Annotated in this window: 28 protein-coding genes; 3 read left to right on the top strand and 25 right to left on the bottom strand. The window is 57.2% G+C overall.

Annotated features, from left to right (window positions below; translation table 11 throughout):
- Positions 1-159 precede the first annotated feature (159 nt).
- From FLZ89_RS01205 to FLZ89_RS01290, 19 genes are all read right to left on the bottom strand, one after another.
- Entirely contained in the window at positions 160-1,962 is a 1,803-nt protein-coding gene (locus tag FLZ89_RS01205; RefSeq protein ID WP_141304160.1) for a sensor histidine kinase, read from the bottom strand.
- Positions 1,959-2,642 (bottom strand): response regulator transcription factor, encoded by a 684-nt coding sequence (locus tag FLZ89_RS01210; protein WP_141304161.1) that lies wholly within the window; start codon positions 2,640-2,642, stop codon positions 1,959-1,961. Before FLZ89_RS01210 ends, FLZ89_RS01205 begins: the two co-directional genes overlap by 4 nt.
- Positions 2,643-2,814: 172 nt before the next feature.
- A complete protein-coding gene (locus FLZ89_RS16255) occupies positions 2,815-2,943 on the bottom strand; it encodes a hypothetical protein (RefSeq protein WP_256369481.1) in 129 nt (42 codons plus the stop codon).
- Positions 2,944-3,071: 128 nt separating this feature from the next.
- On the bottom strand, positions 3,072-3,752 hold the full coding sequence (locus tag FLZ89_RS01215; protein WP_141265671.1) for a Crp/Fnr family transcriptional regulator: 681 nt from the start codon (positions 3,750-3,752) through the stop codon (positions 3,072-3,074).
- A gap of 21 nt (positions 3,753-3,773) precedes the next feature.
- Positions 3,774-5,819 (bottom strand): flagellar assembly protein A, encoded by a 2,046-nt coding sequence (locus tag FLZ89_RS01220; RefSeq protein ID WP_141304162.1) that lies wholly within the window; start codon positions 5,817-5,819, stop codon positions 3,774-3,776.
- 95 nt (positions 5,820-5,914) lie between these two features.
- Positions 5,915-6,295: a Fur family transcriptional regulator gene (locus FLZ89_RS01225; RefSeq protein WP_141304163.1), complete on the bottom strand. Its 381-nt coding sequence runs from the start codon at positions 6,293-6,295 to the stop codon at positions 5,915-5,917.
- A 74-nt stretch (positions 6,296-6,369) separates the two neighbouring features.
- Positions 6,370-6,732, bottom strand: coding sequence for a YlbF family regulator (locus FLZ89_RS01230; RefSeq protein ID WP_141265668.1), 363 nt, complete (start codon positions 6,730-6,732; stop codon positions 6,370-6,372).
- A gap of 24 nt (positions 6,733-6,756) precedes the next feature.
- Positions 6,757-7,428 carry a LysE family transporter gene (locus FLZ89_RS01235; protein ID WP_253256371.1) on the bottom strand — a complete coding sequence of 224 codons (672 nt, stop codon included), beginning with the start codon at positions 7,426-7,428 and terminating at the stop codon, positions 6,757-6,759.
- Positions 7,429-7,533: 105 nt separating this feature from the next.
- Positions 7,534-7,719: a hypothetical protein gene (locus tag FLZ89_RS01240; protein ID WP_141304164.1), complete on the bottom strand. Its 186-nt coding sequence runs from the start codon at positions 7,717-7,719 to the stop codon at positions 7,534-7,536.
- Between the two features lie 7 nt (positions 7,720-7,726).
- On the bottom strand, positions 7,727-9,013 hold the full coding sequence (locus FLZ89_RS01245; protein WP_141304165.1) for an FAD-dependent oxidoreductase: 1,287 nt from the start codon (positions 9,011-9,013) through the stop codon (positions 7,727-7,729).
- 95 nt (positions 9,014-9,108) lie between these two features.
- Positions 9,109-10,116: a sodium:calcium antiporter gene (locus FLZ89_RS01250; protein WP_141304166.1), complete on the bottom strand. Its 1,008-nt coding sequence runs from the start codon at positions 10,114-10,116 to the stop codon at positions 9,109-9,111.
- A 229-nt stretch (positions 10,117-10,345) separates the two neighbouring features.
- Entirely contained in the window at positions 10,346-11,101 is a 756-nt protein-coding gene (locus FLZ89_RS01255; RefSeq protein ID WP_141304167.1) for a histidinol-phosphatase HisJ family protein, read from the bottom strand.
- Between the two features lie 304 nt (positions 11,102-11,405).
- Positions 11,406-12,236, bottom strand: coding sequence for an FAD/NAD(P)-binding protein (locus tag FLZ89_RS01260; protein ID WP_141265663.1), 831 nt, complete (start codon positions 12,234-12,236; stop codon positions 11,406-11,408).
- A complete protein-coding gene (locus FLZ89_RS01265; protein ID WP_141304168.1) occupies positions 12,236-13,237 on the bottom strand; it encodes a 4Fe-4S dicluster domain-containing protein in 1,002 nt (333 codons plus the stop codon). The genes FLZ89_RS01260 and FLZ89_RS01265 overlap by 1 nt, the downstream gene beginning before the upstream one ends.
- Positions 13,238-13,252: 15 nt before the next feature.
- On the bottom strand, positions 13,253-14,161 hold the full coding sequence (locus tag FLZ89_RS01270) for a 4Fe-4S dicluster domain-containing protein (protein ID WP_141304169.1): 909 nt from the start codon (positions 14,159-14,161) through the stop codon (positions 13,253-13,255).
- On the bottom strand, positions 14,158-14,595 hold the full coding sequence (locus FLZ89_RS01275) for a hydrogenase iron-sulfur subunit (RefSeq protein ID WP_172613384.1): 438 nt from the start codon (positions 14,593-14,595) through the stop codon (positions 14,158-14,160). Before FLZ89_RS01275 ends, FLZ89_RS01270 begins: the two co-directional genes overlap by 4 nt.
- Positions 14,586-16,568: a CoB--CoM heterodisulfide reductase iron-sulfur subunit A family protein gene (locus tag FLZ89_RS01280; protein WP_141304170.1), complete on the bottom strand. Its 1,983-nt coding sequence runs from the start codon at positions 16,566-16,568 to the stop codon at positions 14,586-14,588. Before FLZ89_RS01280 ends, FLZ89_RS01275 begins: the two co-directional genes overlap by 10 nt.
- Positions 16,565-17,464, bottom strand: coding sequence for a CoB--CoM heterodisulfide reductase iron-sulfur subunit B family protein (locus tag FLZ89_RS01285; RefSeq protein ID WP_141265659.1), 900 nt, complete (start codon positions 17,462-17,464; stop codon positions 16,565-16,567). The genes FLZ89_RS01280 and FLZ89_RS01285 overlap by 4 nt, the downstream gene beginning before the upstream one ends.
- Positions 17,461-18,033, bottom strand: a complete 573-nt coding sequence (locus FLZ89_RS01290) for a 4Fe-4S dicluster domain-containing protein (protein WP_141265658.1) — start codon at positions 18,031-18,033, stop codon at positions 17,461-17,463. The genes FLZ89_RS01285 and FLZ89_RS01290 overlap by 4 nt, the downstream gene beginning before the upstream one ends.
- A gap of 157 nt (positions 18,034-18,190) precedes the next feature.
- Between FLZ89_RS01290 and FLZ89_RS01295 the strand changes: the two genes are divergently transcribed.
- Positions 18,191-19,108, top strand: coding sequence for a Na/Pi cotransporter family protein (locus tag FLZ89_RS01295; RefSeq protein ID WP_141265657.1), 918 nt, complete (start codon positions 18,191-18,193; stop codon positions 19,106-19,108).
- A gap of 17 nt (positions 19,109-19,125) precedes the next feature.
- Here the strand turns inward: FLZ89_RS01295 and FLZ89_RS01300 are convergent, their stop codons facing one another.
- Positions 19,126-20,262: a geranylgeranyl reductase family protein gene (locus FLZ89_RS01300; protein WP_141304171.1), complete on the bottom strand. Its 1,137-nt coding sequence runs from the start codon at positions 20,260-20,262 to the stop codon at positions 19,126-19,128.
- Between the two features lie 124 nt (positions 20,263-20,386).
- Here FLZ89_RS01300 and FLZ89_RS01305 point away from each other — a divergent pair, with 124 nt between their 5' ends.
- Both FLZ89_RS01305 and FLZ89_RS01310 read left to right on the top strand, forming a co-directional pair.
- A complete protein-coding gene (locus FLZ89_RS01305) occupies positions 20,387-20,881 on the top strand; it encodes a hypothetical protein (RefSeq protein ID WP_141265655.1) in 495 nt (164 codons plus the stop codon).
- Positions 20,882-21,039: 158 nt separating this feature from the next.
- Entirely contained in the window at positions 21,040-21,219 is a 180-nt protein-coding gene (locus FLZ89_RS01310; RefSeq protein ID WP_141265654.1) for a small, acid-soluble spore protein, alpha/beta type, read from the top strand.
- A 62-nt stretch (positions 21,220-21,281) separates the two neighbouring features.
- Here the strand turns inward: FLZ89_RS01310 and fliY are convergent, their stop codons facing one another.
- The 5 genes from fliY to FLZ89_RS01335 all read right to left on the bottom strand — a co-directional run bounded on the left by fliY (position 21,282) and on the right by FLZ89_RS01335 (position 25,277).
- Positions 21,282-22,418 (bottom strand): flagellar motor switch phosphatase FliY, encoded by a 1,137-nt coding sequence (gene fliY / locus FLZ89_RS01315; RefSeq protein ID WP_141304172.1) that lies wholly within the window; start codon positions 22,416-22,418, stop codon positions 21,282-21,284.
- A complete protein-coding gene (gene fliM, locus FLZ89_RS01320) occupies positions 22,419-23,390 on the bottom strand; it encodes a flagellar motor switch protein FliM (RefSeq protein WP_141265652.1) in 972 nt (323 codons plus the stop codon).
- Positions 23,391-23,403: 13 nt separating this feature from the next.
- Complete coding sequence (locus FLZ89_RS01325; RefSeq protein ID WP_141265651.1) at positions 23,404-23,766, bottom strand: response regulator; 363 nt, start codon at positions 23,764-23,766, stop codon at positions 23,404-23,406.
- 75 nt (positions 23,767-23,841) lie between these two features.
- Positions 23,842-24,462 (bottom strand): chemotaxis protein CheC, encoded by a 621-nt coding sequence (locus FLZ89_RS01330; protein WP_172613385.1) that lies wholly within the window; start codon positions 24,460-24,462, stop codon positions 23,842-23,844.
- A 41-nt stretch (positions 24,463-24,503) separates the two neighbouring features.
- On the bottom strand, positions 24,504-25,277 hold the full coding sequence (locus tag FLZ89_RS01335; protein WP_141265649.1) for a CheR family methyltransferase: 774 nt from the start codon (positions 25,275-25,277) through the stop codon (positions 24,504-24,506).
- Between the last annotated feature and the right edge of the window lie 9 nt (positions 25,278-25,286).

The raw sequence follows: 25,286 nt of genomic DNA on the forward strand, positions 1-25,286 counted from the left end.
CCTTCATAGTTATCCTTCTGTTTATATTATCCGTGCCACAACTGAAACTGCACTGAAGGTAAACTGAAAATTTGTTGAATCAATAGTAGTCCTCTCCTTATTCATACTGACAATTTTACAGATGGATTTCACCCTGACAATATCACAGATAGATCACATCTACAAGGGCAGGTAGAAACTGAAGGTACTCCCCTTACCCAGCTGGCTTTCTACCTCCACCCGGCCGCCGTGGGCTTCCACCAGGCTTTTAACTATGGCGAGGCCCAGGCCGCTGCCCCCATCCCGGCGGGAACGGGACTTGTCTACCTTGTAAAAACGTTCCCAGATATAAGGTAGATCTTCCGGAGGAATGCCGCTGCCTGTGTCAGCCACGCTGACCTTAATTTCATTGCCAACCAGTCCGGCTGTTATCCTGATCCTGCCCCCCGGCGGCGTGTGGTGCCGGGCGTTGTCCAGGAGATTGGCCATGATTTGCTCCAGGCGTCCGGCGTCGGCCCGGATCCCCGGTAAAGAAGGCTGTATTTCTACTGCCAGTTCCAGCTTGTGCTCCGCCAGCAAGGGCCGGTATTTCCGGGCCACCCCGGCCAGCAATTCCCCGATATCGACATCGGCCATTTCCAGGGATAGCTGGCCGGCCGCCATTTTATTCAAATCAAACAGGTCATCCACCAGGCGCCGCAAGCGGCCGGCTTCGGTCAGGATAATATTGGTATACTCCTGGCGCTCCTTTTCCCCGGCGGCCAGGCCGTCCGCCAGGGCCTCGGCATAACCCTGGATAAAGCTTAAGGGCGTCCGCAGGTCGTGGGAGACGCTGGCCAGGAATTCCCGGCGCAGTTGCTCCAGTTGTTTTTGGGCGGTTATATCCTGGATAATAGCCACGGCCGCCGGTCTACCCGGCTCCTCCCCCTGCAGGGGCGCAGCCCGGACGGCAAAGATTTGCTGCCGCCACCTGATTTCTCCCGCAGCATCTTCGCCTTCTGCGGCTGCCCGCAAGGGTGCCAGCAGTTCTGCCGGCAACGTCGACCCAGGTGGCAGGGACAGCCCCAGGAGCTTTTCCGCCTGGGGATTGGCAAAAAGAACCCGCCCGTCAGGTGCAAAGGCCAGGACGCCGTCAGTCATACCCCTGACCACCCGGTCGAGCTTTTCCTTTTCCCGGGACAGGGCGGCTACGGTCCGGGCCAGTTCCTCGGCAAGAAAATTAAAGCTCCCGGCCAGCTGGCCCAGTTCATCCTCGGAAGTTACCGGCACCCGGCCGCTGAAATCGCCTCGGGCCATCTGCCGGGCCGCCAGGCTCATCTGCTTCAAGGACCTGGTTACCCGACGGGCGGCAAAAAAGGCCAGCAAGGTGGCCAGCAGTACCGCCCCCACGCCGGAATAAAGGATCAGGCGGTCTACAGCCCCTATAGCTGCACTCAGAGAAGCCTCAGGGGCAAACAGGATAACCGCCCCGTTAACACCCCCGGCGTCCTTTATCGGCACGGCCACGATTAACATCCTGGTATTAAAGATGTCCTGGTAACCCCGCTTGATAACCGTATTCCCCGCCAGCACCTGTCGGATTTCGTCACCGTCCAGGTGCATACCGGCTGCCGGCCAGTCGCCGTGCTGGTGCAGGCCATGACTCCAGCCATGGCCCATCCTCATACCCATACCCATACCCATACCCATGCCTGTCCCGGCATCACTGCTGCAGGAAATTACCAGGCCGTTGCGGTCAATGATCATCACCCCGGCGCCGGCTACCTTACTGAGAATATCAGCATGAACGGACAGGTTGCCGGCATCAGCACCGGCCAGGCTCTGGGCCAGCTTCTCTCCTGTAGCCAGCATATCTTCCACCTGCTGCCGGTAATAGAAATTACCCAGTAGCTGGTGCAGGGAAAAGCCGATGGCCAGGAGGCTGACCACCACCAGGGAAACCAGGAGCAACCACAACTTGGTAGTAATGCTTTTGCTGATCATGAACCTACCTCAAATTTGTAACCGACACCCCAGACTGTGGTGATAAACCCGCGCTCCCGGCCCAGTTTTTCCCTCAGATTCTTGATATGGGTATCTACCGTCCGTAGGTCGCCGTAAAAATCATAACCCCAGACCTTTTCCAGGATCTTTTCCCGGCTCATGACCTGGCCCGGGTGCCGGGCCAGGAAAAGGAGAAGGTCAAACTCCTTGGGCGTCAGGTTGTTTACCACCCGCCCTTCGACTTTAACCTCCCGGCCGGCAATATCAATGCTGAGGCCGGGAAATTGCAACTGCTCTCCCCGCTGCGGGCTGGCCCCGGCCCGACGCAACAGAGCCTTCACCCGGGCCACCAGTTCCCGGGGACTGAAGGGCTTGACCACATAGTCGTCTGCTCCCAGCTCAAAACCCAATAAACGATCCATTTCTTCTCCCCGGGCCGTAAGCATGATAATGGGCAGGTCCATTTTCTGGCGTACTGCCCGGCAGACACTCCACCCATCGCCGTCGGGCATCATCAAGTCCAGGATGAGGAGATCGTATTTATCCTGCTGGAGTTTCTCCAGGACCTGGCGACCGGTGGCCGCCTCGGCAACAACCATACCTTCTTTTTCTAAATACAAGCGCACCAGCTGGCGCAGGCCCGCTTCATCGTCGGCTACCAGGATGCGCAACTTTTCCATCTTTGTATACCCCCCTTGGTGTATATAGGGTTCTGCTAAAAATGGCGAATGGGGGTCCTCCCGGATATTATGATAACACACCGGAAGTAAAAAGGGGTAGACACAAAAAACCCCGCAGGTTTTTACCCCTTGTTTGGAGATCCCTGCAGGGTCAAAGCCAATGTATTATCCCTTACACGGTAGCAGAGTGATCCTCGCCCTTTTCCCGTGGTTCTTCCACTTTAATACCAAGCCACTGCAGGCGCTCTACCCAGTCCTGGCTGGATTCCGGCCTGCCGGATGGTGATTGCCGGCCATCCATTCTGTTTAACCCTCCTTAACCTTTAGCTTTCGTTATTATTTTATAATACCTTTATTTCTTTTCGCAAGGGCTAATGATTAAACAGTATTATTTACCTGGCGGGAGGTATAAAATCCCGTATTAGCGGCTTAATCCCAGCCGGCCAGCTTTTGGGGCGACAGGATGGTAATTCGCTGGCGTTCTACTCCCACGGCCCCCAGGCGTTTGAAGTCGCTTAAAATCCGGGCCACCGTCTCCCGGGAAGTACCGATCAGGCTGGCCAGTTCCTGCTGGCTCAAATTGAGATCAATGGTAACACCGTCTTCCCTGGGCGTCCCATAATCCCTGGCCAGCTGGAGCAGGGTGCTGGCCAGGCGACCGTAAGCTCCTTTAAGAGCCAGGTCCCGGATATGTTCCTGGGCCCGGCGCAGGCGCCGGCTCATAACTTTAATGATTTTCACGGCTATTTCCCCGTGCTGGCTGAGAAGCCTTTCCATATCGGCGTTACGAATGATACCTACTTCGGTATCTTCCAGGGTCTCGGCCGTGGCCGGGTAAGGGCCGCCTTCGAATAAAAGGACTTCGGCAAAGATTTCCCCTTCCCGGACGAAGTGCAGGATCTTTTCACGGCCGTCCTCCAGCACCTGGAATAGCTTGATAGCCCCTTTTTTGACAAAATATATAGCGTCGCCGGGCTCGCCTTCCATAAAAATATACATATTTTTACGGTAGCGGCGCAAAAGGGCCAGGGAAGCAATATGCTGTAACTCTTCCGGGCTTAGATCTGCAAATACCGGTACCTGGCGTAAAAATTCCCAGTTCTCGGCCATTTAACCGCACCTTCTTTTACATCAAAATATTCCCAGGATCATATCACCTTCACTATTTAAATAGGCCATCACTTGATTTTCTTCATTATCAATCTGGCGGATACGCTTGCCTATTTGCAGGGTGCAGTTCGGCCAGATCTTGCCGGTTTTGATTACCCTACCTTCGGCAACCCTTACCAGGGTTTTGGCCCCGCCGCTGGAGCCTATTTCTTTGATATACACATCATCACCGGCATAAATGCTGCCGCCCCGAAAAACGCCCTGGATCTCCACCTTGCCCCCGGTTACAATCTCGGTATTAAAACAGCCGCGGCCGGTAACTTTAACCCAACCACTGGCCTGGAGTTTACTGTTGAGGGCATAGCTTAAAGTAATATTGCCTCCCTCACGAGGTATCTGCCGGCAGTAGGCGGCCATCTCCTCGACGGCGGCCGCCATTTGGGCCAGTTTTACCGTATCGAGGCCCTGGATGGCAGCCGGCGTCCCGAAGGCCTGGGCCAGTTCACGCCCCAGCTGGATTAATTTCTGTTCCTCCGGTCCTCCTTCCGCACTCCTGGTGATTTGCTCCAACCTGGCTGCCAGGGAGGGCAACTTTTTAAACTTATTTTCCACCAGGACACCAAGCAGGTAACCGGTGTTCAGGTAGTAGGCCGGTCCCCTCTGCCTCCTGGCGCCTTGTTCCAGCTGCCCGGCGGCTGCCTGGAGAAGGGATAATTGCTCGACCAGGTCGGCTAAGACTGGCTCCACGCTCTGGTAGATGCTGTTCATACCTCCGGCAATCAGGAGCGAGCCGATGCAGTTGTGGCGAATAAAAATGGATCCCCCCGTGCGAACTGTGGCCTGGGTAACATCACCACCGATTTCGACATCCTGGCTGGCAACCACCTGCATGGTTTCGGTAACATTGCCGGTAATATTGATACAGCCTTTAAACTTGAGGTTACCGGAAGCGAGGTCCACATCTCCCCGGTGTACCAGGACCGGGATAATATCAATTATTACCTTCCCCTTCCGCTGGCTTAACTGGGGACGACCCTCGGCCGTGGCCACACAGCGCCGGCCATCGATAACCTCCGTCCCTTTCCCGGCCACCAGTTCGACATCTTTCGGTTCAGGTGGAGGAATGGCTTTGCCGGTAACCGTCATCCCCGGCTTGCCGGGCCGCGGCGGTATCTTGACGGCCAGGAGGTCGCCAACTGCCGCCGAGGCCCGGACCACCATCTCCCGGTAGTCCACCCGTTCCTCCTCGCCCACTTCTCTTCTAGCAGTTTCACTGGTACAAAAAAGATATTCCACCCGCGCATCTTCAGGGGGGTGGGGCGCCTGGCCCCGGGCAACGACTATCTCCATCTCCCTGGTCGCCGTACACGCCTGCTGGATGGCTTCTTCGTCAATCCCGTAAACAACCTGCTGGCGGTTTAACTCGGCCAGGATCTCCTCCCGGGTAACGGCCGGCTGGACTACATCTACCGGTTCGCCCTTTAATTCCAGGCGGCTGGCCGGGGATTGGTCTTTTAGCTTCCAGGTCCGTTTATAACCTGGTTTAATTGTTAATTTCGCCATCAGGCCATCGCTGGCTACCGACAATTTCCACTCGCCATCTTTTAGCTCCTCCCTGGGCTTGACGGTAATGGTGTCGCCGGCCCGTACGGCTGCCTCGCCGGCTATAGGACGGCCGTTAACATAAAGTTCGAAATGTTCGCCGGGAATAATAGTAGCCGGCAGTTCCCCCCCGCCGATATGAACCTGCTCCGCTTCAACCCAGACATAAGCGGGACGTTCCTCTCCCGCCGGCGTCACGCCGTCACCTGTCTCGATAACCGGCTTGCTTTCTCCGGCAGCCTCCAAATCAGGTTGCGGCTTGCTCTCCTGCCCTGTTACTGCTACTTCCCCGGCAGGCCGGGCCAATATCACCGCCGGCCGGCAGCCTATGCCTAAAAAACCCTTACTCCCGGCATCGATTATTTCCACCGTCAGTTCCTCAGGCAAAACATTAAGGAGATTTGCAGCCCTGCGGATGGCCTCTTCTACCGTATTTCCTTCAACCCTTATACAATCGGCCGCCACAGCCCCCACCTCTGACCAAATTAATGCCTTTATTTAAATTCTCGGTTATATGTGGGAATCCTTTAAAAAAATAACCAGGGGTTATGCACCTGGTTTTAGCCTTGCCTTTGCTGCTGGCATTCCGGGCAGATACCATAAAATTCCAGGCGGTGATAGAAAATTTTACCGCAACCACTGGCTTCAGCTTCTTTTTCCAGTTCGTGGTGCACCGGCATATCGAGGTCCGTAATGCGGCCACACTCCAGGCAGACAAAGTGGTAATGATTTTCGGGATTACCGTCATAGCGGCTGTAGGTGCTGCCGTAACTTAATTCCATAATCTCGCCGGCTTCTTTTAAGACTCCTAGGTTACGGTAAACAGTTCCCAGGCTGATATCGGGCAAAATTTTGCGCGCCTGGGCATAAATCCAGTCGGCTGTAGGGTGAGTATCGGTATTACGCAGGATGTCCAGGATTACTTTTTTCTGTTTGGTCATGCGCTTGCCTGTTGGCTCCATAATCCTCACCAGCTTGTTGGTAATAATTATCACTTCTATTGTAAACTAATATTTTACTTTTTGTCAAACTCACCACCCATATCTTTTCCCCATTCAGGTATGGCATCAAGTAGTATTTTCTGGATATCGGCCAGCAGCCGGGCTACCCTTTCTTCGGCGGCAAGATAGGCTGTTATAGAAGGATTGAGGCTGATAATGCGGTAACTTTCCTCCACAGCCTGCTTTAAAGCTGGATCCGGTTCCTTCCCGCTTAAAACGGCCATTTCCAGCTCCAACTGGCGCCGGCGGAAATCCCGCAGCATGTTAAGGTTGGCGGGATTGCTTTCCAGTTTGGCCCGGGCCAGGCGATAATCGCTATATTCGTTACTCCTGCTCAAAGCACGTGCCAGTTCATGGGCACGATCATAAACTTCCATGAGGGGATCACCTCTCTCGCTATTTTACAGGCTGATCCGGCCGCGGTAACCGGCCGCAATAAAGAGGACACCTAAAACCAGCAGGAACAGCCCGCAGGCCAGGATTAAATACCGGTAGGCCCGCTGGCTGATAACGCGGCGTCCGGCGGCTATTCCGGCAGCAACCAGCGAGTACCAGCCCAGGTCTGATAAAATATGGCCGCTAAAAAAGAGAGCTACCCCACCGGCACCAAGACGGGCCGCCTGGGCGACAAAGGCGGCGCCGATGGTTGCCCACCAGAGCAACCAGTAGGGGTTGGCCAGGCTGATTAAACCGCCGGCGGTTACTGTACGTAAAACCGGCCGCGGCGGCAGGGCCGGGAGATTATCTTTATCTCCCGGCAAGGTAAACTGGACCTGGCCGGCCATGACGCTAAGGATCATGCCTGTCCCCAACCAGAGCAATACCGCCCCTCCCAGGACGGCTACTACCCTGCTAACCGTGGGGTGGGCCAGGAAACTGCCCAGGCCGAGAAGAAGCAGGAACAGCATGAGTAATTCCAGGAGGCCGTGACCCAGGACCAGGAGAGGGCCGGCGCTGACTCCCCGCCGGGTACTTTCTTCAATGGCCAGGGTCAATAACGGTCCTGGCATCAGGGCGCCGGAAAGCCCTACCATAAAGGCGGTAGTGAACAGGGCCAGTAATTCTGCAGTCAAAAGGTTTCTCTCCTCACCAAAATAACTTTAGCATTGTCGTGCTCGCTCCATGGCCCTCGCGGCGCGGCCTGCGGATCACCCAGGGCTTAAGGCGGGGTTCCCGGCCTATTCGGCATCCTTGCCTTTAGAATCCGGCCGCAGGCCTCGCTGTCCTCGCCTCCGCTTATCATCCCTCGGCTTCACCTGGGCCGCTTCGCCGCTCGGTAGAAGCTCGCTCGCTTCCGGCAAATGCCAGCCCGTCATTTTTATACTCGCAATAATGGTGGCTCGCCACCAATTCTTATTCGGCACCTGGCGCCTATTTCCTTCCTAACAACGGTACAGAAAAAATACCGGCCAGGTCAGCCACCCTTTTCCTGATAACTTCCCGGTCGGTAGTGTAGAGCTCCAGGTTTTGCATGCGCTCAAAATAAACGGACCCGGAAAAGGTAAAACGCTGGTAGAGCCCATCGCCCTTATCCACCTGGCGGCTGGCATAGGCAATTATATCACCTACAGCCAGGGTAGAAGGCAAAACCAGGAGTTCCCTCCCTGTCAGTAGGCGCACAGCGTTATGACCGGCCAGGGTCCCGGTGACAATGGCCTCGGTATGGCCGACAAAGGGACCGGCCTTTTCCCCGGCACAGAAAACATTGGCCAGGCCCCGTACCTGTAAAGTATCGTCCCGGGGTACCATGGCCAGGAAGCGTACCGAATTGCCGGTGCCGCCGGCATAGGGATCTTCAAAGCGGGCGTTTTCCAGGCCGGCTATCCGGCGCAGGGCTTCCAGGGGGAAAAAGGGAGCCATAAGCTTGGCGTGACCGGTATCCAGGAGGATAACGTTGGCCGCATAGTCGGGCAGGGCATACTGCTGACAGGCCTTGCGCTGAAGCAGTTCGCCTTTAGCTGGCAAACCGGGCGGCACGGGCAGGACGGCCACTCCTTTTTCCTCCAGTTCGGACACCAGCCAGGGAGCCAGGGAACCTTTATGGAGCTTGCAGGACCCGCTTAAGGCTCCGCGGCCGCCGCCCCGCCTCAAAGCCGCATATTCCTTTAACCCAGCCAGGGCGGCCAGGCTCACGCGGCCGCCAAAAGTGGGGCAGCGGTAGATGCACATGGCACACCCATTGCCGTAACGGCGGCAGTTGGCCGGCGGCCCCGCCGTACCGGTAGCGTCGACAAAGGCCTCACCGTGGTAAGTCCGGCCCTCTTCAGTACGGACGGCCTGGAGGCTGTTGTCCGCCACCTGGACGGCATTCACCCGGCTTAAAGGGCGTACATCAATACCGGCTTCCTGCAAAGCCTGCCGGACCAGGGGTTCAATGCGGGCTACATCGTAAAGCCAGGCATGACGGTGGCCAGCAAAATGGATATTGCGGTGCCGGGCAACGTTATCGCAAAGCGCGAACAACCTCCCCCCGCCCAGGGTAATCATTTCCTCCGCTGCCGTAAAACGGCCGTTATTGCGCATAATCCCTCCCACCAGGCCGGTGCCCAGGAGCATATCCGTACGCTCCAGGAGGATTACCTCCGCACCTGCCTGGCGGGCAGCCAGGGCTGCCGCACAGCCCGCCCAACCTCCACCCACTACGACTACCCGGGGCATATTTAGGCCACCTTCCTTCCTGTTCCAGTATACTAAAAAACCCGGCGTTTGCACACCGGGTTTTTCCTGTTATGTAAGGATTAAGCAACCTTTTTTCAGCGGATAAAGCCACTAATAACCAGGAGGACAAAGATGCTGTAGAAAGCGCCGCCACCCACCAGGGTGTAGGGCGTCAGGTATTTCTTGCGGCTGATCTGGAGGAACACCAGGCCGGCCGAGGCAATAGCCAGTATGGCACTGATCAACGCTCCCTGGGTTAACTCCCAGCTGGTCATGGTGATACCCACCGCCGGGATCACCGAACTCTGGAAGACCATGGCACCGGTAATATTGCCCAGGGCCAGGGTATCCTTGCCGCGGCCCACCCAGATGATGCTGTTAAATTTCTCCGGCAATTCCGTGGCTATGGGGGCAATAATGAGGGCCAGGACAAAGGGCGGGATACCCATAATCCGCGCCAGGTCTTCTACCCCGTTGACGAAGAGACGGGCACCCCCGACAATCAACCCCAGGGACAGGATCACCTGGCTTAAAATAACCACCGTAGCCGGCTCAGCTGCTTTCCGAGCCAGGTAAAGGGGGTTCAGCTCCTCCCCTTCTTCCAGGGTATGACCGTTGGTGACCGTCAGGTAAGCATAAATAGCATAGGCTATCACCAGCCCAATAGCAATTATTTGCTTCCAGATGTGGGCCCCCAGGAAAGAGGCCAGGACGGCCACGGTATAAACGAGGAGAAAGAAACTTAAATCCCGCCCCATGGTCCTGGTATCCAGGTTCATCCTGGGGAAATTGGGCCGGCGACTGCGATAAGCAATCACAGCAACACCTGTAATGAAGAAGGCCAGGGTACTGAGCATAAAGGGCGCCCCCAGGATGGCACCAATACCTATCTCTTCCCCGGCATGGCCGCCACCGCCGAAGAGAATGGCAACAATCGGGATCATCGTTTCCGGCAGGGCGGTACCTACGGCTGCCAGGATGCTCCCCACGGCGCCTTCTGTTAGTTTTAGCTTCTTACCCAGCCATTCGACACCGTTGGTAAACCCTTCTGCCCCCACAAGGATAACTCCCAGGCTGACTAAAAGCAAGACTACATCCAGCATAGTTTCTCCCTTCTCCTATAATATCTCCTGATTATCTGGCTTTAATAAGAGTAATAAAAAACCCTCATCGCCCTTGCGGGCGGTGAAGGTCTCGCACGTTACCTACCAGGCCCGGGCTTGACAGCCGTGCTGACGAACCTGGTACCGGAATATCCGGGGCTACTCCCCTTGAACCGCAACTTTCACTATTTTATCATAAAAAGAGTTTTCTCCCCTAACAAGGGTTTATCTAGTCTATAGGTTCCGTCGCCATCTCCCGGCGGCAGAAAGTGGCCAGGCAGGTATAACCAACCCGGCGCAGGAGCTCCCGCGCCCGTTGTCGTTCTCGGGCCACCTCGCCGGGAGCGTGGGCATCCGACCCGATGGTTACGGGGATATTGAGGCTGAAGGCCCGTTCCAACAGTTCCCGGGCCGGGTAAATCTCCCCCACCGGCTTAAATAAGCCGGCAGTATTTATTTCCATAGCCGCACCACTCTCGGCAATCACCTTTAACGCCGGTTCGGCCAGCTCCAGGACCGGCCTCCGGGGCCGGTGGCCGTAAATTTTAATCAGGTCCAGGTGGCCGATGATCTGGAAGAGGCCCGTTGCCGCAGCCCGGGCCACCAGGTCGAAGTAGGTGATATAAAGCTCGTCTATATCCCAGGCGGTAAAGCCCGCCTCCTGGCCCGGGCGGTCGAAATCCCAGTCACCGATGGCATGGACCGAGCCAATGAGGTAATCCCAGGGGCGGCCGGCCAGTTCCCGGCGGTGGTCTTTGCCGGGTCGGAAGTCCACCTCCAGCCCGGCGCGGACGGGCATCCCGGTTACCCGCTCCAGCTCGGGAAAGACGTTGAAATCGAGGCCTTCCAGGTAGCGGTCGTGGTCGGCAAAACCTATTTCCGTAAGGCCGGTAGCCTTAGCTGCTTCTACGTATGGTAAAAGGCGTTCGACGGTATGGGGCGGCCCCACATGGGCCAGCCCGTGAATATGGTAGTCTGCTGGCATGGTTAGCTCCTTTTGGCTGGCGCATGTCCCTTCGCCGTTCAGAAGCTGCGCGCCGACAGGACGACGGCTCGGTTCGGACCGTTGCAACGCCGCCTGCGGATTGCCAATGAACAGGCTCCTGGTTCCGCAGGCTTTTTATCCTTCTATGAGTCGGCCTTTGTCCCCTCTCAAAGGCGCGCTCAGGCGTCCTCGGCGTCGGCAACGGTAACCTCACCTCGCCTGTCCTGTTACCGGCGCTCCGCTATTCACGGCTCCGGGACATACGCCAGCCCTTTACATGATCGGCATTAACTAAACTTGAGACTTAATACTCGTTCGGCAACTGCTTCAGCTGGGCCAGGGTGAAGACGGGGCCGTCCAGGCAGACGTAGCAGCTGCCCAGGTTACAGCGGCCGCACTTGCCGATGCCGCACTTCATGCGCATCTCCAGGGTGGTGATAATCTGGTCGTCTTTATACCCCAGCTTCTCCATGGACTGGAGGACAAACTTGATCATAATGGGCGGCCCGCAGGTGATGGCTACTCTCCCCGCCGGATCCGGATGCAGCTCTTCCACGAAGGCCGGCACAAAACCCTCATGGCCTTGCCAGCCGGCATCGCCTTTATCCACCGTCACGTCGACCCGGCAGTTTTCCACTCTCGGCCAGTTATTGAAAAGGTCGTCCTTAAAGCAGAGATCAGCCGGCGAGCGGGCACCGTAGATGATCCACAGGTGGCCGTAATCCTGCCGGTGCTCAATGCAGTAATTAATCAGGGAACGTACCGGTGCCAGGCCGATACCGCCGCCGATGAAAAGCAGGTCCTTGCCTTTAAGCTCCTCCACGGGAAAGCCGTTGCCGTAGGGCCCCCGGATACCTACCGTCTGTCCTTCTTCAGCTTCATGGAGGGCATCGGTTAGCATGCCGACCCTTTTAATGGCCAGCTCCAGGTGCTCCGGTCCCTGGGAGGTGATGGAGAACATGGCTTCCCCTACATCCAGCAGGGAGAGCATGGCCAGCTGCCCCGGCAGGGGCGTAAAGGGCTTGCCGCTGTCGGTGGTGATGTGGAAAGTCTTTACATCGGGCGTCTCGTCCACGATCTTGATAATGCGCCCCGTCCTGGGTACCAGGGGGTTGACCCGCGCTGTTTCAGCCATTACAGGGTCACCTCCTTGACCTCACGGATTACCCGGGTAATGTCGACATTCACCGGGCAGCGATCCAGGCAGCGGCCGCAGCCCACACAGGCGAACTTGCCGTAGCGTTCCGGAAAATACTGGAGCTTATGCAGGAAGCGGTTGCGCAAGCGCTCCTTTTTCGACGGCCGCGGGTTGTGGCCGCCGGCCATACGGGTATATTCCGAGAACATGCAGGAATCCCAGCAGCGGAATTTGTAGCCGCTGTTGCCCCGGTTTTCGCCCTGGATGTCGAAGCAGTGGCAGGTGGGACAGAGGTAAGTGCAGGCGCCGCAGCCCAGGCACTTGCGGCTGACGGCCGTCCAGTAGGGGTGCTCAAACATTCCCTGCAGTTTTTCCGTTACCCCGCTTACCTCTACTGCCAGGCTTGTTCTGGCTGCTGCCGGTATATTCTCGGAGCCGGCCTCCTGCAGGAGGGAAGAACCTTGGCCCAGCAGTTCCTGGCCTGCCGGGGTGAGGGCTTCCAGGAGGTACCCTTCGGCGACAGGCCACATCTGGACATCGACCCCTTCTGCCCGCCCGGGATCAATACCAAAGGATGTGCAGAAGCAGGTGGGGCTGGCTTCACTACAGGCCAGGGCTACCACGCGGGTATTTTCCCGCCGCTGGCGGTAAAATTCATCTACATACCCGCGGGTCAAGAAAACATCGTCCATAATCAGGAGGCTGCGGGCATCGCAGGAACGGATACCCACCAGCACCCGCTTTTCCTCCAGGGGGGGGACCTCCGTTAGGCTTGCCTCTTTCCCCTGCACCTGGTAACGGTACATGGTTTCGGTGCGGGGGAAGAAGAGATCCTTGGGGGGCTCCAGGGTATTGCCCTCTCCCAGGGTAAGCTTCCCCTGACCCTCCCAGGGCAGGAAAATGCTTACCCCGCCTTTTTCCTGGGGAACAAAAACTTTAGCTCCTGCAGCCCAGGCCTGCAAAAGTTCGGGTAATTTTTCTTTGGCAATTTTTAACATGTCCCCACCTCCCTCCTAGTGAAATTCTTCGGGATCATCAAGTTTATACTGGCCCAGGGGCGGCCGGGCCTCCAAATTTACCCCGGCTTCATATTCGCCAAAGAGCTCGTTCAGGTCTTTGATAATCTTCTTGTTGAGGGTCATAATGGGAATCCCTTCCGGGCAGACCCGCTCGCACTCGCCGCATTCGATGCAGCGGCCGGCTACGTGCATGGCCCGGGTAATGGCAAAAAACATATTTTCGCTGCGGCTCATCTGTTTGCCGCACCAACCGGACTGGCTGCGGTCAAAGATGCACTCGCGGCAGTTGCAGGCCGGGCATATGTTGCGGCAGGCGTAGCAGCGCAGGCAGCGGTCGTATGCACCTGTCCAGAAGGCGTAGCGCTCGTCGGGGGACATGGCTTCCACCCTGGCGACTTCAGCAAACCGGCCCTCCTGGGCATCCGCTGCCTCCCTGATAGCGGTCCCGCCATCCTCCTGGAGGAGCTCATCATAAATTACCGGTTCGGGATGGGTGCAGTAGCGGCACTTCTCGGCCAGGGGTACCTCGCTACGTCTTTCTTCCCCCAGGGCGGCCGCCTGGCGGCCATCCTTCACACCGGGGCATTTAATACCGATGAGGTAGACCTTTTCCCGGTCAATCTGGTTGTCCTGGAGGAGGCGCACAATGCCCCGGGCGTCGCAGCCCTTAACAAAGAGGGCGATTTTCTCCTCCGAGAGCTTGTAGTCCAGGAGGTACTTGGCCAGGTTATTGGTGCAAAACTCATCCCAGACCAGGCGGTCGCAATCCCCCGGGTCGGTGATAAAGACTGGGGGCGACAGGTACCAGAAGGTACCCTTTTCCCAGCCGATTACCATTTTAACCTCGCCCCTGGTCAGTAAGTCCCGGGCCCGGGCACGCATTTGTTCTTGCATGCTGCTCATGCGCCATCCCTCAACTTTCTGTTGGGCCCCAGAGCCCGGATGTCCTCCGTCATCTGGGTGATTATCTCGGCAAAGCGGGGTCCCTCGGAACCCGACACCCAGCGTGCCTGGAAACGCTCCGGCTCAAGGCCCATGAACTGCAAGACCCGCTGCATGAGGAGGAAACGGCGGCGGGTGAAGTAATTGCCACTAACATAGTGGCAGTCGCCGGGGTGTCAGCCGGCTACCAGCACGCCGTCGGCACCGCGCTGGAAGGCCCGCAGGACAAACTGGGGATTGACCCGGCCGGAACAGGGCACCCGCACGATCCGGGCATTGGCCGGGTACTGCAGGCGGTTAAGGCCCGCCAGGTCGGCACCGGCATAGGCGCACCAGTGGCAGCAAAAGGCGACAATCTTGGGCTCCCAGCCTTTGACTTCGGCCGCTACAGACATACCGCATCCACCTCCGCCAGTATTTGTTCATTGGTGAAGCCTTTGAGGTTCATGGCACTCGACGGGCAGGCCACCGAGCAAGCGCCGCAACCCTGGCAGAGGCCGCTGTTGACCGCTGCCACCCGGCGGCTCACCTGCCTGCCGGCCACCCGTTCAGTAATGGTCTTCATGGAAATGGCCTTGTAGGGGCAGATCGGCTCGCACATGGCACACCCGGCGCAGATGCTTTCATCCACCGCCGCAATCATGGGGTCGGTGGCCATTTCATCTTTAGCGAAGAGCTGGCAGACCTTAACAGCCGCAGCGCTGGCCTGGGATACTGTGTCAGGGATATCCTTGGGTCCCTGGCAGGCTCCGGCCAGGAAGACGCCGGCCGTAAAGGTTTCCACCGGTCTGAGTTTCGGGTGGGCCTCCTGGAAGAAGCCATCTTTATCTACCTGCAGACCCAGCATCTTGGCTACCTGCTCCCATCCTTCGCTGGGTACCATGGCCGTAGCCAGGACGACCATGTCGGCCGCCACCTCCACCTGGCGGCCGAGTAAAGTATCCTCACCGCGGACGATGAGCTTGTCCCCCTCCTGGAAGACGCGGCTCACCCGGCCCCGGACATAGACGGCCCCTTCATGGACAGTACGCTGGAGAAACTCCTCATAAGCCTTGCCGGGGGTGCGGATATCCATATAGAAGACGATGGCCTGGGATTCGGGGATCTTCTCCAGCACCTGGTGGGCGTGCTTGGCCGTGTACATGCAGCAGGCCCGGGAGCAGTAACTTTTACCCTTGGCCTCATCCCGGGAACCAACACATTTAATGAAAACTACCGTTTTGGGTTCTTTGCCGTCCGAGGGCCGGACAATCTTGCCGCCCGTAGGCCCGGAGGCATTGTTCAGGCGTTCAAAGTGCATGCCTGTTATGACATCGGGGTATTTGCCGTAGCCGTACTCACCGTAAACCTCTTCCCATTTAAAGAGGTCATAGCCGGTAGCCACGACAATGGCCCCGAATTTTTCGGTGATAACTTCATCCTGCTGCTCGTAATCTATGGCTTTGGCCGGGCAGACCTTCTGGCAAACACCGCATTTACCCTTCGTAAACTGGCGGCAGTGCTCACGGTCGATAACCGGCACCGCCGGCACCGCCTGGGGGAAGGGCAGGTAAATGGCCTTGCGCTTGCCTAAACCCAGGTCAAACTCGCTGTCCACCCTGGTGGGGCACTTCTCCCAGCAGGTACCGCAGCCGGTACACTTTACAGGGTCCACCGACCGGGCTTTCTTGCGGATCGTTACTTCAAAATTGCCCACATAGCCGGCTACATTCTCTACTTCCGCATAGGTCATTAATTGAATGTTAGGGTGCTGCGCCGCAGCAACCATTTTCGGCGTGCTTATTCAAGCAGAACAGTCCAGGGTCGGGAAGGTCTTGTCCAGCTTGACCATGTTGCCGCCAATGGTCGGCTCGCGGTCCAGGAGCATGACTTCATAACCGGCATCGGCGATATCCAGGGCCGCCTGCATGCCGGCAATACCGGCGCCAATGACCAGCGCCCTCTTGGTAATGGAAATGGTACCGGCAGAGAGGGGAACATTGCGGCGGACTTTGGCCACGGCCGCCCGCACCAGCTCAATGGCCTTTAGTGTTGCTCCTTCCTTATCTTTAGCATGGACCCAGGCGCATTGCTCGCGGATGTTGGCCATTTCAAAGAGGTAAGGATTTACCCCGGCGCTTTCACAAGTTTTCCTGAAGGTGGGTTCATGAAGCCGGGGCGAGCAGGAAGCAACAACCACCCGGTCCAGGCGCTGTTCTTTAATGGCCTTGCGAATTAGTTCCTGCCCCGGATCGGAGCACATATACTGGTAATTGGTGGCATAAACCACGTCGGGAAAACTCCTGGCGGCCTCGGCCACCTTTTTGACATCAACTACCGCAGCAATGTTGGTACCGCAATGGCAGACAAAGACGCCAATACGCTTCATGCCGTTTCCCTCCTTGTGGCAGGATGCCGCAGGATGTCCCTGGCCTCAAGCATTGGGACCGGGTTAACAAAGTGGGTGGTCAGTCCCAGGTCTTTAGGCGCGTAGCCCAAGGCTATACCCATCAGTTCGGTGAAGTAAAAGATGGGCAAATTGATCTGCTCGCCATGGGATGCGGCGGCTTGATTCTGCCGCATGTCCAGGTTTAAGAAGCACAGGGGGCAGGCCGTTACGATACCTTCTGCCCCGGCGTCCCGGGCATGGCGCAGGATCTGAAAGATCATCCGCACTCCGATATCCGTCCGCGCGGTGGCGAGACTCCCGCCGCAGCACTCGGTCTTGTAGGACCAGCTGACGGCCTCGCCGCCCAGGGCTTGAATAAGGTGGTCCATGGTCGTGGGATCTTCCGGGTCGTCAAAAGCCGTAAGTTTAGGCGGCCGGACCAGGAGGCAGCCGTAATAGGCCGCTAGTTTCAGCCCCGTCAGGGGCTTGACCACCTGTTCCTTGATCTTCTCCAGGCCGACCTCATTGACCATAACGTCCAGCAAGGCCCGTGTCCTATTAGTAGCCCGGTAATCCCGGCCGATGATTTCACTGATGGTCGTCCGCATGCTTTCCGACTCCCGCACGGCGGCCTCGGCAGCCCGCAGGCGGTTAAAACAGGCGGCGCAGGGCACGGCAACATCCAGGCCCTCGGCTTCGGCCAGGGCGAGATTGCGGGCCGGCAGGGCCAGGGACAGGAGGTGGTCGTTATTGTGGGCGGCAGTAGCACCACAGCAGCTCCAGTCGGGGATCTCCCACAGCTCCACCCCCAGGTGTCTGGCCACTATTTTAGCCGACTGGTTATATTCTTTGGCCGTAGCCTCCAGGGAACAGCCGGGATAATAGGCGTATTTCAATGCCGGCCACCTCCTTTAGCCCGCACTCGGGCGAAGATGTTCTTCACCTCGGCGATGTTCTTGATCTTCGCTGGTATAGGACTGATTTTACCCTTCAACAGCAAGGGCGGCGCCAGCAGGGCATCCTTAAAGGGCTGACCTGACTGCAGGTTGTACTGGATTATGAGCCCCATCTCGTGGGCGCGGCCGTAACGTTCCAAGCTGCTTAAGAAAGCCTGGTCAAAAATATCCACCTTTTTCTCGTTAATCATCCCCCGGCGGCGAGCTTCCTGGCGTACCGCTTCCATCAACCGCGGCAGGTTGACTTCTCGGGGGCAGCGGGTGTAACAGGCCTGGCAACAGGCGCAGAGCCAGGGGGTATGGCTTTTCAGCGCGTCTTCCCCCAGGCCCAGTTGCAGCAGACGGATAACCTGCCGCGGCGTGTAGTCCATCCATGCGGCTACCGGGCAGCCGGCGGAACACTTGCCGCACTGGTAGCAGTCGCTTAAAGAGACGCCGCTGGCGGCTTCTACCTGTTTCTTTAGAGCCTGGCTTTCCCGTAAAGCACCGGCTAATTCCACCCGTTCCATTCTCCTCACCCTCTCCCTTGTTCCTGCCAGAACTTAAACGGCCACAAAAAACACTCTCTTTAAATATTCTTGCTTACCGGCCAGATTCCTCTTTTTGATAGAAAAAAAGCCAGGCATAAAAAAAAGCCCCCCAACATAAAAGCTAAGGGGTGAAATAATGCTCTTCCCTCTCCTGCAGTTTGCCGCCGGCGTAAGTCTCCTCCTCCTGGGGGTGCAGCTTTTGCGCCGGGGTCTGGTGGCCCTGGGCCGTTCATACCTGGAAATTATGATCCGCCGGGCAACAGCTACGCCCTGGCAGGGCTTCATCTGGGGAACGCTGGCTACCGCCCTGGTCCAGTCCAGCACGGCCGTCACCGTCCTCACCGTGGGGCTGGTAGACGGCGGCGCTATTTCCTTCTATCAAAGCCTGGGGGTAATCCTGGGGGCCAATGTCGGCACCTGTGTTACTGTCCAGTTCCTGTCCCTGAACTTAAGTAAAATTACCCTGCCGCTTTTAGTCGTCGGCATCCCTTTAATTCTAGTCCCCTCCAGCCGGGCTGCCGGGACGGCCTGCGCTGGCACAGGTTTAATCTTCTTCAGCCTGGACCTTATGACTTCCTCTCTCCTGCCTTTTAGGGACAGCCCTGCCCTCCTTGGGCTTTTAAGCATCGCTGCCGCCAGCCCCTGGCAGGGGATCCTGGCGGGAACCCTGCTTACCGGCTTACTCCACTCCAGTAGCGTCGTTGCGGGTATGGCCATGGTCCTGGCCGGCCACGGCGTCCTGCCACCCTCGGGAGCCCTGCATATTGTCCTGGGGGCCAATATCGGCACCTGCCTGACGGCTCTCATTGCCGCCCTCTTTTCCTCCCGGGCGGCCAAAAGGACGGCCCTGGCCCACCTCGTGATCAATGTCACCGGAGCCATCCTCTGCCTGCCCTTCCTGCCCCTAATACTCCAGCTTCTTACCTGGCTCACGCCCGACCTGCCCCGCCAGGTAGCCCACTTCCACACCCTGTTTAACCTGGTCTCTTCCCTGGCTGCCCTGCCCTTTACCAGCCTTCTGGCCAGGCTACTGGAGACATTGCTGCCGGGCTAATTCCGGCCGCCAGTTTTTTACCGGGCCAGACGAAAGATGGCGTAACGCTTTACAAGGTACTGCCAGAGGTCTTCATAAGTATCCCCGCCGAAAAGGACATCCACCAGGCGCCGGGCCACCTTCGGGTTGGCCGTCACCAGCCGGTGCACCACCGGCGTCAGGGCATAGACTACCCGGGCAATACGCCAGGCATAGCCTAGGGGTGGCATTATCTCGGCGTGAATTTTCCTTGTATAATTTTCCAGACCCTCCTGGCCGGCCAGGGCGGCTGAAATCGCCTCTGCCGCCAGGCGGCCGCTCCTTAAAGCATAGTAAATGCCTTCCCCGGAAAAGGGATCCACCAACCCGGCGGCGTCACCGGCCAGCACCGTCCTGCCCGTATGTAAAGTACCGGCCTTACCGCTGGCGGCCGGAATAACGGCACCGCGGCAGCGTATCCCCTCCGGTATTTTCAGCCCCAGGCCCCGGCAGAAGTCATAAAAATAGCGCTGCAGGCCCTTCACCTGCCGGGTAAAAGAGCCAATCCCCACCGATAGGTGGTCCCCCTTGGGAAATATCCAGCCATACCCGGCCGGGATGCCGCCGTAGCTCAAATGCACCCGGCCCCGGTAGGCAGCCAGGACCCCCTCGTCAACCGGAATCTCGCATTCCAAGGTCACACCGGCAGCCGTCCCGGTATTAAAGGGGAGGCTCTTACGCACCAGGCTCCTGGCCCCATCAGCCCCGACCAGGAAATCGCCCTGGATGATACTACCGTCTTCCCCGGAGACTGTCACCCCGGTCGCCGTTTCGGCCACGGCCGTTACTTTATAGCCGTCACGGACTGTGGCCCCGGCGGCGGCCGCCTGCTCCAGCAACCAGGCATCGAGTTTTTCCCTGCTTACCATTTGAATGACCGGCTGCTGGTAAGTTATGCTAATGGGCTTCTCCTGGCGATGGTAAAAAATAACTTCCCGGGTGCGATCTTCCTTTAATTTTTCCCAGCCCGGTTCCAGTTCCCGCAACGCTTTGCCGGTTAAACCGCCACCGCAGGGTTTATAGCGGGGAAACCTGGCCTTATCTAAAAGTAAAACCTTAAGTCCCCGGCGGGCCAGTATGCGGCCGCAGGTACTGCCTGCCGGCCCGGCACCGCAGATTATGACATCATACTTCACGCCCACCTGCTCCTCTAAAACAATATTTTTTTAGTAACTTTTTCTTTTAATTATACCTGTATACGGCCCGGGGAAAAGGCCATAATAAGATTGAATTTGGATTTTCCATAAGGAGGATACAGACATGGCCAAGACAGTAGTTGCCGTCTTTAGCAATGAACAGGTAGCCAAAGAAGCGGTTGAAGACCTGCGCCGGGCCGGCTTCGACAAGGAGATATCCATCCTGGCCCGCGATAAGGGCGGTGAGGCGGGCGACCGGGAAGGTGCCGGCGGCCTCAATATGGGCGTTGACGCCGGCGGCATCAGCGACGGTGTTACCACCGGCGGTGTCCTGGGCGGCCTGGCCGGCCTGGCAGCCGGGGCCGGGGCCCTGTTCATTCCCGGGCTGGGTCCCCTTATTGCCGCCGGTCCCATTGCCGGCCTGCTTTCAGGGGCGGCCACAGGCGGCGTTGCCGGCGGGCTTATCGACTGGGGTATTCCGGAAGCTGAAGGTCGGGAATATGAAAACGACGTCCGCCAGGGGAAAATCCTCGTTTCCGTCCGTTGTGACGACCAGCGCGCCGATCAGGCCAACCGGATCTTGAAGGATCACGGCGCCGACCGGGTGCGCCTCCACTAGGCTTAAATTTGCAGGCCGGGTTTTAACCCGGCCTGTTAAATTTAAGCGTACCCTTCTCTTCTCTATTATGACATCCGTACCAGCAATGTCTTGTATGGTGAGGAGGATATCTGCCGAAGCTAATTGATAGGAGGGCAGTACAAAAAGGAGGCTGGATCATGGCCAGAAGGCGCGGGGTTATGTCCGATGCTCTCAAGTATGAACTGGCCCGGGAGCTGGGTGTATACGACACCGTGGTCAGGGAGGGATGGGGCGGCGTACCATCCCGACAGTGCGGCAACCTGGTCCGACTAGCCATTGAAAAAGCTGAACAGTTGGTTATGCAAAACCAGTTGTAGCTGCCCCCGGCCGGAAAGCCAGCAGGCTTCCGGCTTATTTTTTATCCCCTGGCGGTCAGGAGCTATTGCCGCAAATGGTTAATGCGTTCATAGGGATCCATAATGTGAGTAATCCGCACGCCAAAATTTTCGTTGACGACAACTACTTCTCCCCGGGCAATGGGGGTACCGTTAACGGCTATTTGCACCGGCTCTTCCACCAGGCGGTCCAGTTCGATTATGGCGCCCGGGGCCAGGTTTAAAATATCCCGGATACGCTTCATGGCCGTCCCCAGGATGACCTCCACATCCAGGGGTACGTCCAGGATCAGGTCAATATTCCGCGCCGGCGTACCATACACCTGCCCACGATGCTCATTGGGATCCGGAGCCGGGGGTACCGATGCTGCCGGGGATGCGGCGGTTGCTCCATTTCCGGATTTCTCTGCCGCCGATGCAGCTACCGGGGTGACGGGGGCAGCGGCCTGGCCCGTTGTCTGGCTACCAGGCATGGTTTCCAAAGCCGGAGGAGTATCCTTCCCGGCCGGTTCTGCTTCCGGTGCCTGGGGGTTCATAAGCATAGCCACTTCAGCTTTAGCTACTTCCACCGGTATGACCTGCATGATCTGGCTGTCAATCAGGTCCTCAATTTCCATTTTAAAATATACTATTACTATTGCCTGGTCCTCAGACCAGGGAAATGTGTAGCTTTCACTTCCAAAATGTACGGCTGTCAACCGGGGCGGGCTGATTTTGACGCTGCGTCGAAAGATGGTGGCCATGGAAGTGGCCGCGCTGCCGATCATCTGGTTCATGGCTTCCGCCACGGCGCTGCTCTTAATTTCATCCAGTTCCGGCTGGACATCCCGGCCGCTGCCGCCCATCATTAAGTCGGCAATAATGGCAGCATCGCTGACTTTCATGATCAGCAGGTTGGACCCTTGCAGGCCCTCGGTGAAGTTGACTTCCACCAGGATATAGGGCACTTGGAAAGAAGCTAAAAGTTCCGCCGGCGTCATTATTTTAGTAGTCGGCGTCGTGATCAGGACGCGTTTATTCAGGATTTGCGACAGGGCTGTGGCCGCGCTGCCCATGGAAATATTGCCAATTTCGCCCAGAGCGTCCTTTTCCATGTCCGTTAAAGTTGCTTCTTCTGCTGGTGGTTCCAACTTGCCGTTTAACAGGGCGTCGATTTCCTCCTGGGACAAGAAGTCGGCCATTTATACCACCTCCGTTACCTGGACGGCAATCTTCTGGCCCACAACCCCAGGCTGGACCTTAAACTTGAGATGACCGTCAACGTAAAGTTCCAGGTCTTCGCCCACCACTTTTTCCAGGGTAATGACATCCCCTACCTGGAGCTGGATAAAATCTCGCACCGGCAGCCGGGTACGGCCGCAGTAGGCAATTAACTCCACCGGTACTCCGGCCAGGATTTGTTCCACCACGGCCCGGTAATCGGGCCTGGCTTCCCCTTCACTGGGAGCAGCAAACCAGTGGCTGGCCGACAGGCGGGAAATAACCGGTTCCAGGAGCATGTAGGGCAGGCACAGGTTTAACAGGCCTTCATTCTGGCCGACCGTTGTGCTTAAGGTAATGACGGCCACCGTCTCGTTGGGAGAAATGGCCTGGGTAAACTGGGGATTGGTTTCCATGGTTTCTAGTTTAGGTGAAAAATTTTGGATATCCGACCAGGAATAGCTCAACTGTTCCAGGATACGGCTATTTAACCGCCGCAGGACATGGAGTTCGATCTCCGTCAGGTCCCTCTTGGACGCCAGCATTTCTCCTCGGCCGCCAAAGAGGAGGTCTATAATAGGAAAGATAAAATTCATGTTGGCCTGCAGGACGGCTGATCCCTTCAAGGGCTCCAGGGTAAAGACATTCATCAAGGTCGGCGTCGGCAGGGAAAGAATAAAATCTTCATAGGTCATCTGCTCCACCGAAACAATCTTTACCTGGATGTTGGCCCGGAGGTAAGCCGACAGGAAGTTGGCCACCATGCGGCCGTAATTCTCGTGAATCATATACAGGGTACGCAGCTGTTCTTTGGAAAATTTATTGGGCCGGCGGAAGTCGTATTTTTTAACTTTAGACGTCGCCTCATCCTTGATGGTTTCCGCCTGGACTTCCCCGCTGGTGAGGGCCTGCAGCAGGGCATCAATCTCCGCCTGGGATAAGACCTCGGCCATTAGTACCACCTGCTCACGCCAGGACCTTTTCCAGAGCCTGGAGGACGCGGTCCTGCTGGAAAGGTTTGACGATAAAGTCCCTGGCCCCGGCCTGGATAGCTTCCATGACCATCAACTGCTGGCCCATGGCACTGCACATGATTATCCTGGCATTGGGGTCAATCTGCTTGATGGCCTTCACGGCGGCAATGCCGTCCATTTCCGGCATGGTGATATCCATGGTGACTACATCGGGGCGGAGTTCCTGGTACATGGCTACGGCCTTTTTCCCGTTTTCTGCTTCCCCGGCTATTTCATAACCATTTTTTAAAAGAATGTCCTTAATCATCATGCGCATGAAGGCGGCATCGTCTACTACTAACACTTTCTTTCCCATGAACTAGTCTCCCTCCATAAATAGACGATTTTACCTCCGTACCGCCGGCGCCCGGCCGCCGGCGATGTACTCCGTTCAGCCCAGCTGCAGGCCTAAAGATTGCAGGATCTTCTCCAGACCCGCGTTTTCAGGAACAAGGAAGAAATGGCCGCTGATGGTAACGGACTCGCTGTAAAACCTGGTTTCGATGACCAGGGCACGGTCGGAAAAATACCCCCCTTCCAGGAAGGCCGAGCTTAACACGGCCCCCAGCATGTCGAAGGCAAAGGCAGGCACAGTAGGCTTAAACTCCAGGCGGCAAAATTCGGCAAAAGCATTTAAAAAAGAGCCTGTTAAGATATTACCTAGTTCAGTCAGGACGGAACTCCCCATCTCATCCAGTACCCTGGTGGTACCCTGGGGCTTACCCAGTAAAAGATCGATTAACAGGTAAGCGCTGGGCTCATCTAGGAGAAAAAATATCTTGCTGGGCGCCGGGCCATTAACGGTAAATTCGACGCAGGCAACAGGATCTTCCTCATTACCGGCCAGGGCCGTTATTTCCTGCAGGGGTAATACCCCGGCCCGGGGGACGGTCATTTGGATGCGGCTGCCCAGCATACTGGCCAGGGCCGTGGCGGCGTTGCCGGCGCCAATGTTGCCTATTTCCTTCAGGGCATCCAGGTGGAGAGCATTGAGTTTATCCCAGGGTTCCATGTGTCCTCCCTCCATGGCTGGCTGTAGTCATCCTCCGCGGGTTAAGCCTCAGGGCGGCGGTAAAACCATGGTGCGATTTTGGTAAAGCCAAGTTCCCGGTATTGAAACAGGCTCTCGGTAGCCCCGATAAACAGGACGCCTCCCGGCGCCAGAGCCTGGTAAAACCGGCGATAAAGCTCATTCTGAGTAGCGGAGGTAAAATAAATGACAACATTGCGGCACAGGATCAGGTGATAACCACTGCCAAAGGGATCTTTTAATAGGTCGTGCTGACGGAAATTAACCATGCGTTTAATTTTTTCCTGGAGGCAAAAATTATCGCCTTCCCGGCGAAAATAGCGTTCCAGCCGTTCCCGGGTAACTGCCTGGACCGCCCGGCCGGGATATACCCCCCGGCGCGCGGCGGCCAGAGCGCTGGTATCAATATCGGTAGCGTCAATCTGGTGGCGGCCGGCTGGTGCCAGCTCGTCCAATAAAATGGCTACCGAGTAGGGCTCCGGCCCGTCGGCGCAGGCGGCACTCCAGACCTTGAGGCTTTTGTGGCGGCCCAGTAAAGCCGGCAGGACCTCTTTTTCCAGCCGGGCAAAAATTTCCGGGTTGCGAAAAAACTCCGAGACGTTAATGGTAATTTTATCGATAAAGCGCTGCCACTGCTGGTTGTCCTCGCTCAAGAGGCGCAGGTAAGTGGCGTAATCCGGTACCTTAAGCTGGGACATCAGGCTGTCAATGCGTCTTTTGAGCTGGGGCTCTTTGTAACCGTCAAGGTAAAGGCCTAAGCGCCGGTGAACCTGGCGCTTGAATTCGGCAAAGTCCATAGGTGCCTC

The sequence above is a fragment of the Moorella sp. E306M genome (assembly GCF_006538385.1).
Taxonomy (GTDB): Bacteria; Bacillota; DSM-521; order Neomoorellales; family Neomoorellaceae; genus Neomoorella.

Coding starts and splice junctions, on each gene's coding strand:
- FLZ89_RS01205 (WP_141304160.1), bottom strand. CDS start 1,962: ATGATCAGCAAAAGCATTACTACCAAGTTGTGGTTGCTCCTGGTTTCC.
- FLZ89_RS01210 (WP_141304161.1), bottom strand. CDS start 2,642: ATGGAAAAGTTGCGCATCCTGGTAGCCGACGATGAAGCGGGCCTGCGC.
- FLZ89_RS16255 (WP_256369481.1), bottom strand. CDS start 2,943: ATGGATGGCCGGCAATCACCATCCGGCAGGCCGGAATCCAGCCAGGAC.
- FLZ89_RS01215 (WP_141265671.1), bottom strand. CDS start 3,752: ATGGCCGAGAACTGGGAATTTTTACGCCAGGTACCGGTATTTGCAGAT.
- FLZ89_RS01225 (WP_141304163.1), bottom strand. CDS start 6,295: ATGACCAAACAGAAAAAAGTAATCCTGGACATCCTGCGTAATACCGAT.
- FLZ89_RS01230 (WP_141265668.1), bottom strand. CDS start 6,732: ATGGAAGTTTATGATCGTGCCCATGAACTGGCACGTGCTTTGAGCAGG.
- FLZ89_RS01245 (WP_141304165.1), bottom strand. CDS start 9,013: ATGCCCCGGGTAGTCGTAGTGGGTGGAGGTTGGGCGGGCTGTGCGGCA.
- FLZ89_RS01250 (WP_141304166.1), bottom strand. CDS start 10,116: ATGCTGGATGTAGTCTTGCTTTTAGTCAGCCTGGGAGTTATCCTTGTG.
- FLZ89_RS01255 (WP_141304167.1), bottom strand. CDS start 11,101: ATGCCAGCAGACTACCATATTCACGGGCTGGCCCATGTGGGGCCGCCC.
- FLZ89_RS01260 (WP_141265663.1), bottom strand. CDS start 12,236: ATGGCTGAAACAGCGCGGGTCAACCCCCTGGTACCCAGGACGGGGCGC.
- FLZ89_RS01265 (WP_141304168.1), bottom strand. CDS start 13,237: ATGTTAAAAATTGCCAAAGAAAAATTACCCGAACTTTTGCAGGCCTGG.
- FLZ89_RS01270 (WP_141304169.1), bottom strand. CDS start 14,161: ATGAGCAGCATGCAAGAACAAATGCGTGCCCGGGCCCGGGACTTACTG.
- FLZ89_RS01290 (WP_141265658.1), bottom strand. CDS start 18,033: ATGGAACGGGTGGAATTAGCCGGTGCTTTACGGGAAAGCCAGGCTCTA.
- FLZ89_RS01295 (WP_141265657.1), top strand. CDS start 18,191: ATGCTCTTCCCTCTCCTGCAGTTTGCCGCCGGCGTAAGTCTCCTCCTC.
- FLZ89_RS01305 (WP_141265655.1), top strand. CDS start 20,387: ATGGCCAAGACAGTAGTTGCCGTCTTTAGCAATGAACAGGTAGCCAAA.
- FLZ89_RS01310 (WP_141265654.1), top strand. CDS start 21,040: ATGGCCAGAAGGCGCGGGGTTATGTCCGATGCTCTCAAGTATGAACTG.
- fliY (WP_141304172.1), bottom strand. CDS start 22,418: ATGGCCGACTTCTTGTCCCAGGAGGAAATCGACGCCCTGTTAAACGGC.
- fliM (WP_141265652.1), bottom strand. CDS start 23,390: ATGGCCGAGGTCTTATCCCAGGCGGAGATTGATGCCCTGCTGCAGGCC.
- FLZ89_RS01325 (WP_141265651.1), bottom strand. CDS start 23,766: ATGGGAAAGAAAGTGTTAGTAGTAGACGATGCCGCCTTCATGCGCATG.
- FLZ89_RS01330 (WP_172613385.1), bottom strand. CDS start 24,462: ATGGAACCCTGGGATAAACTCAATGCTCTCCACCTGGATGCCCTGAAG.
- FLZ89_RS01335 (WP_141265649.1), bottom strand. CDS start 25,277: ATGGACTTTGCCGAATTCAAGCGCCAGGTTCACCGGCGCTTAGGCCTT.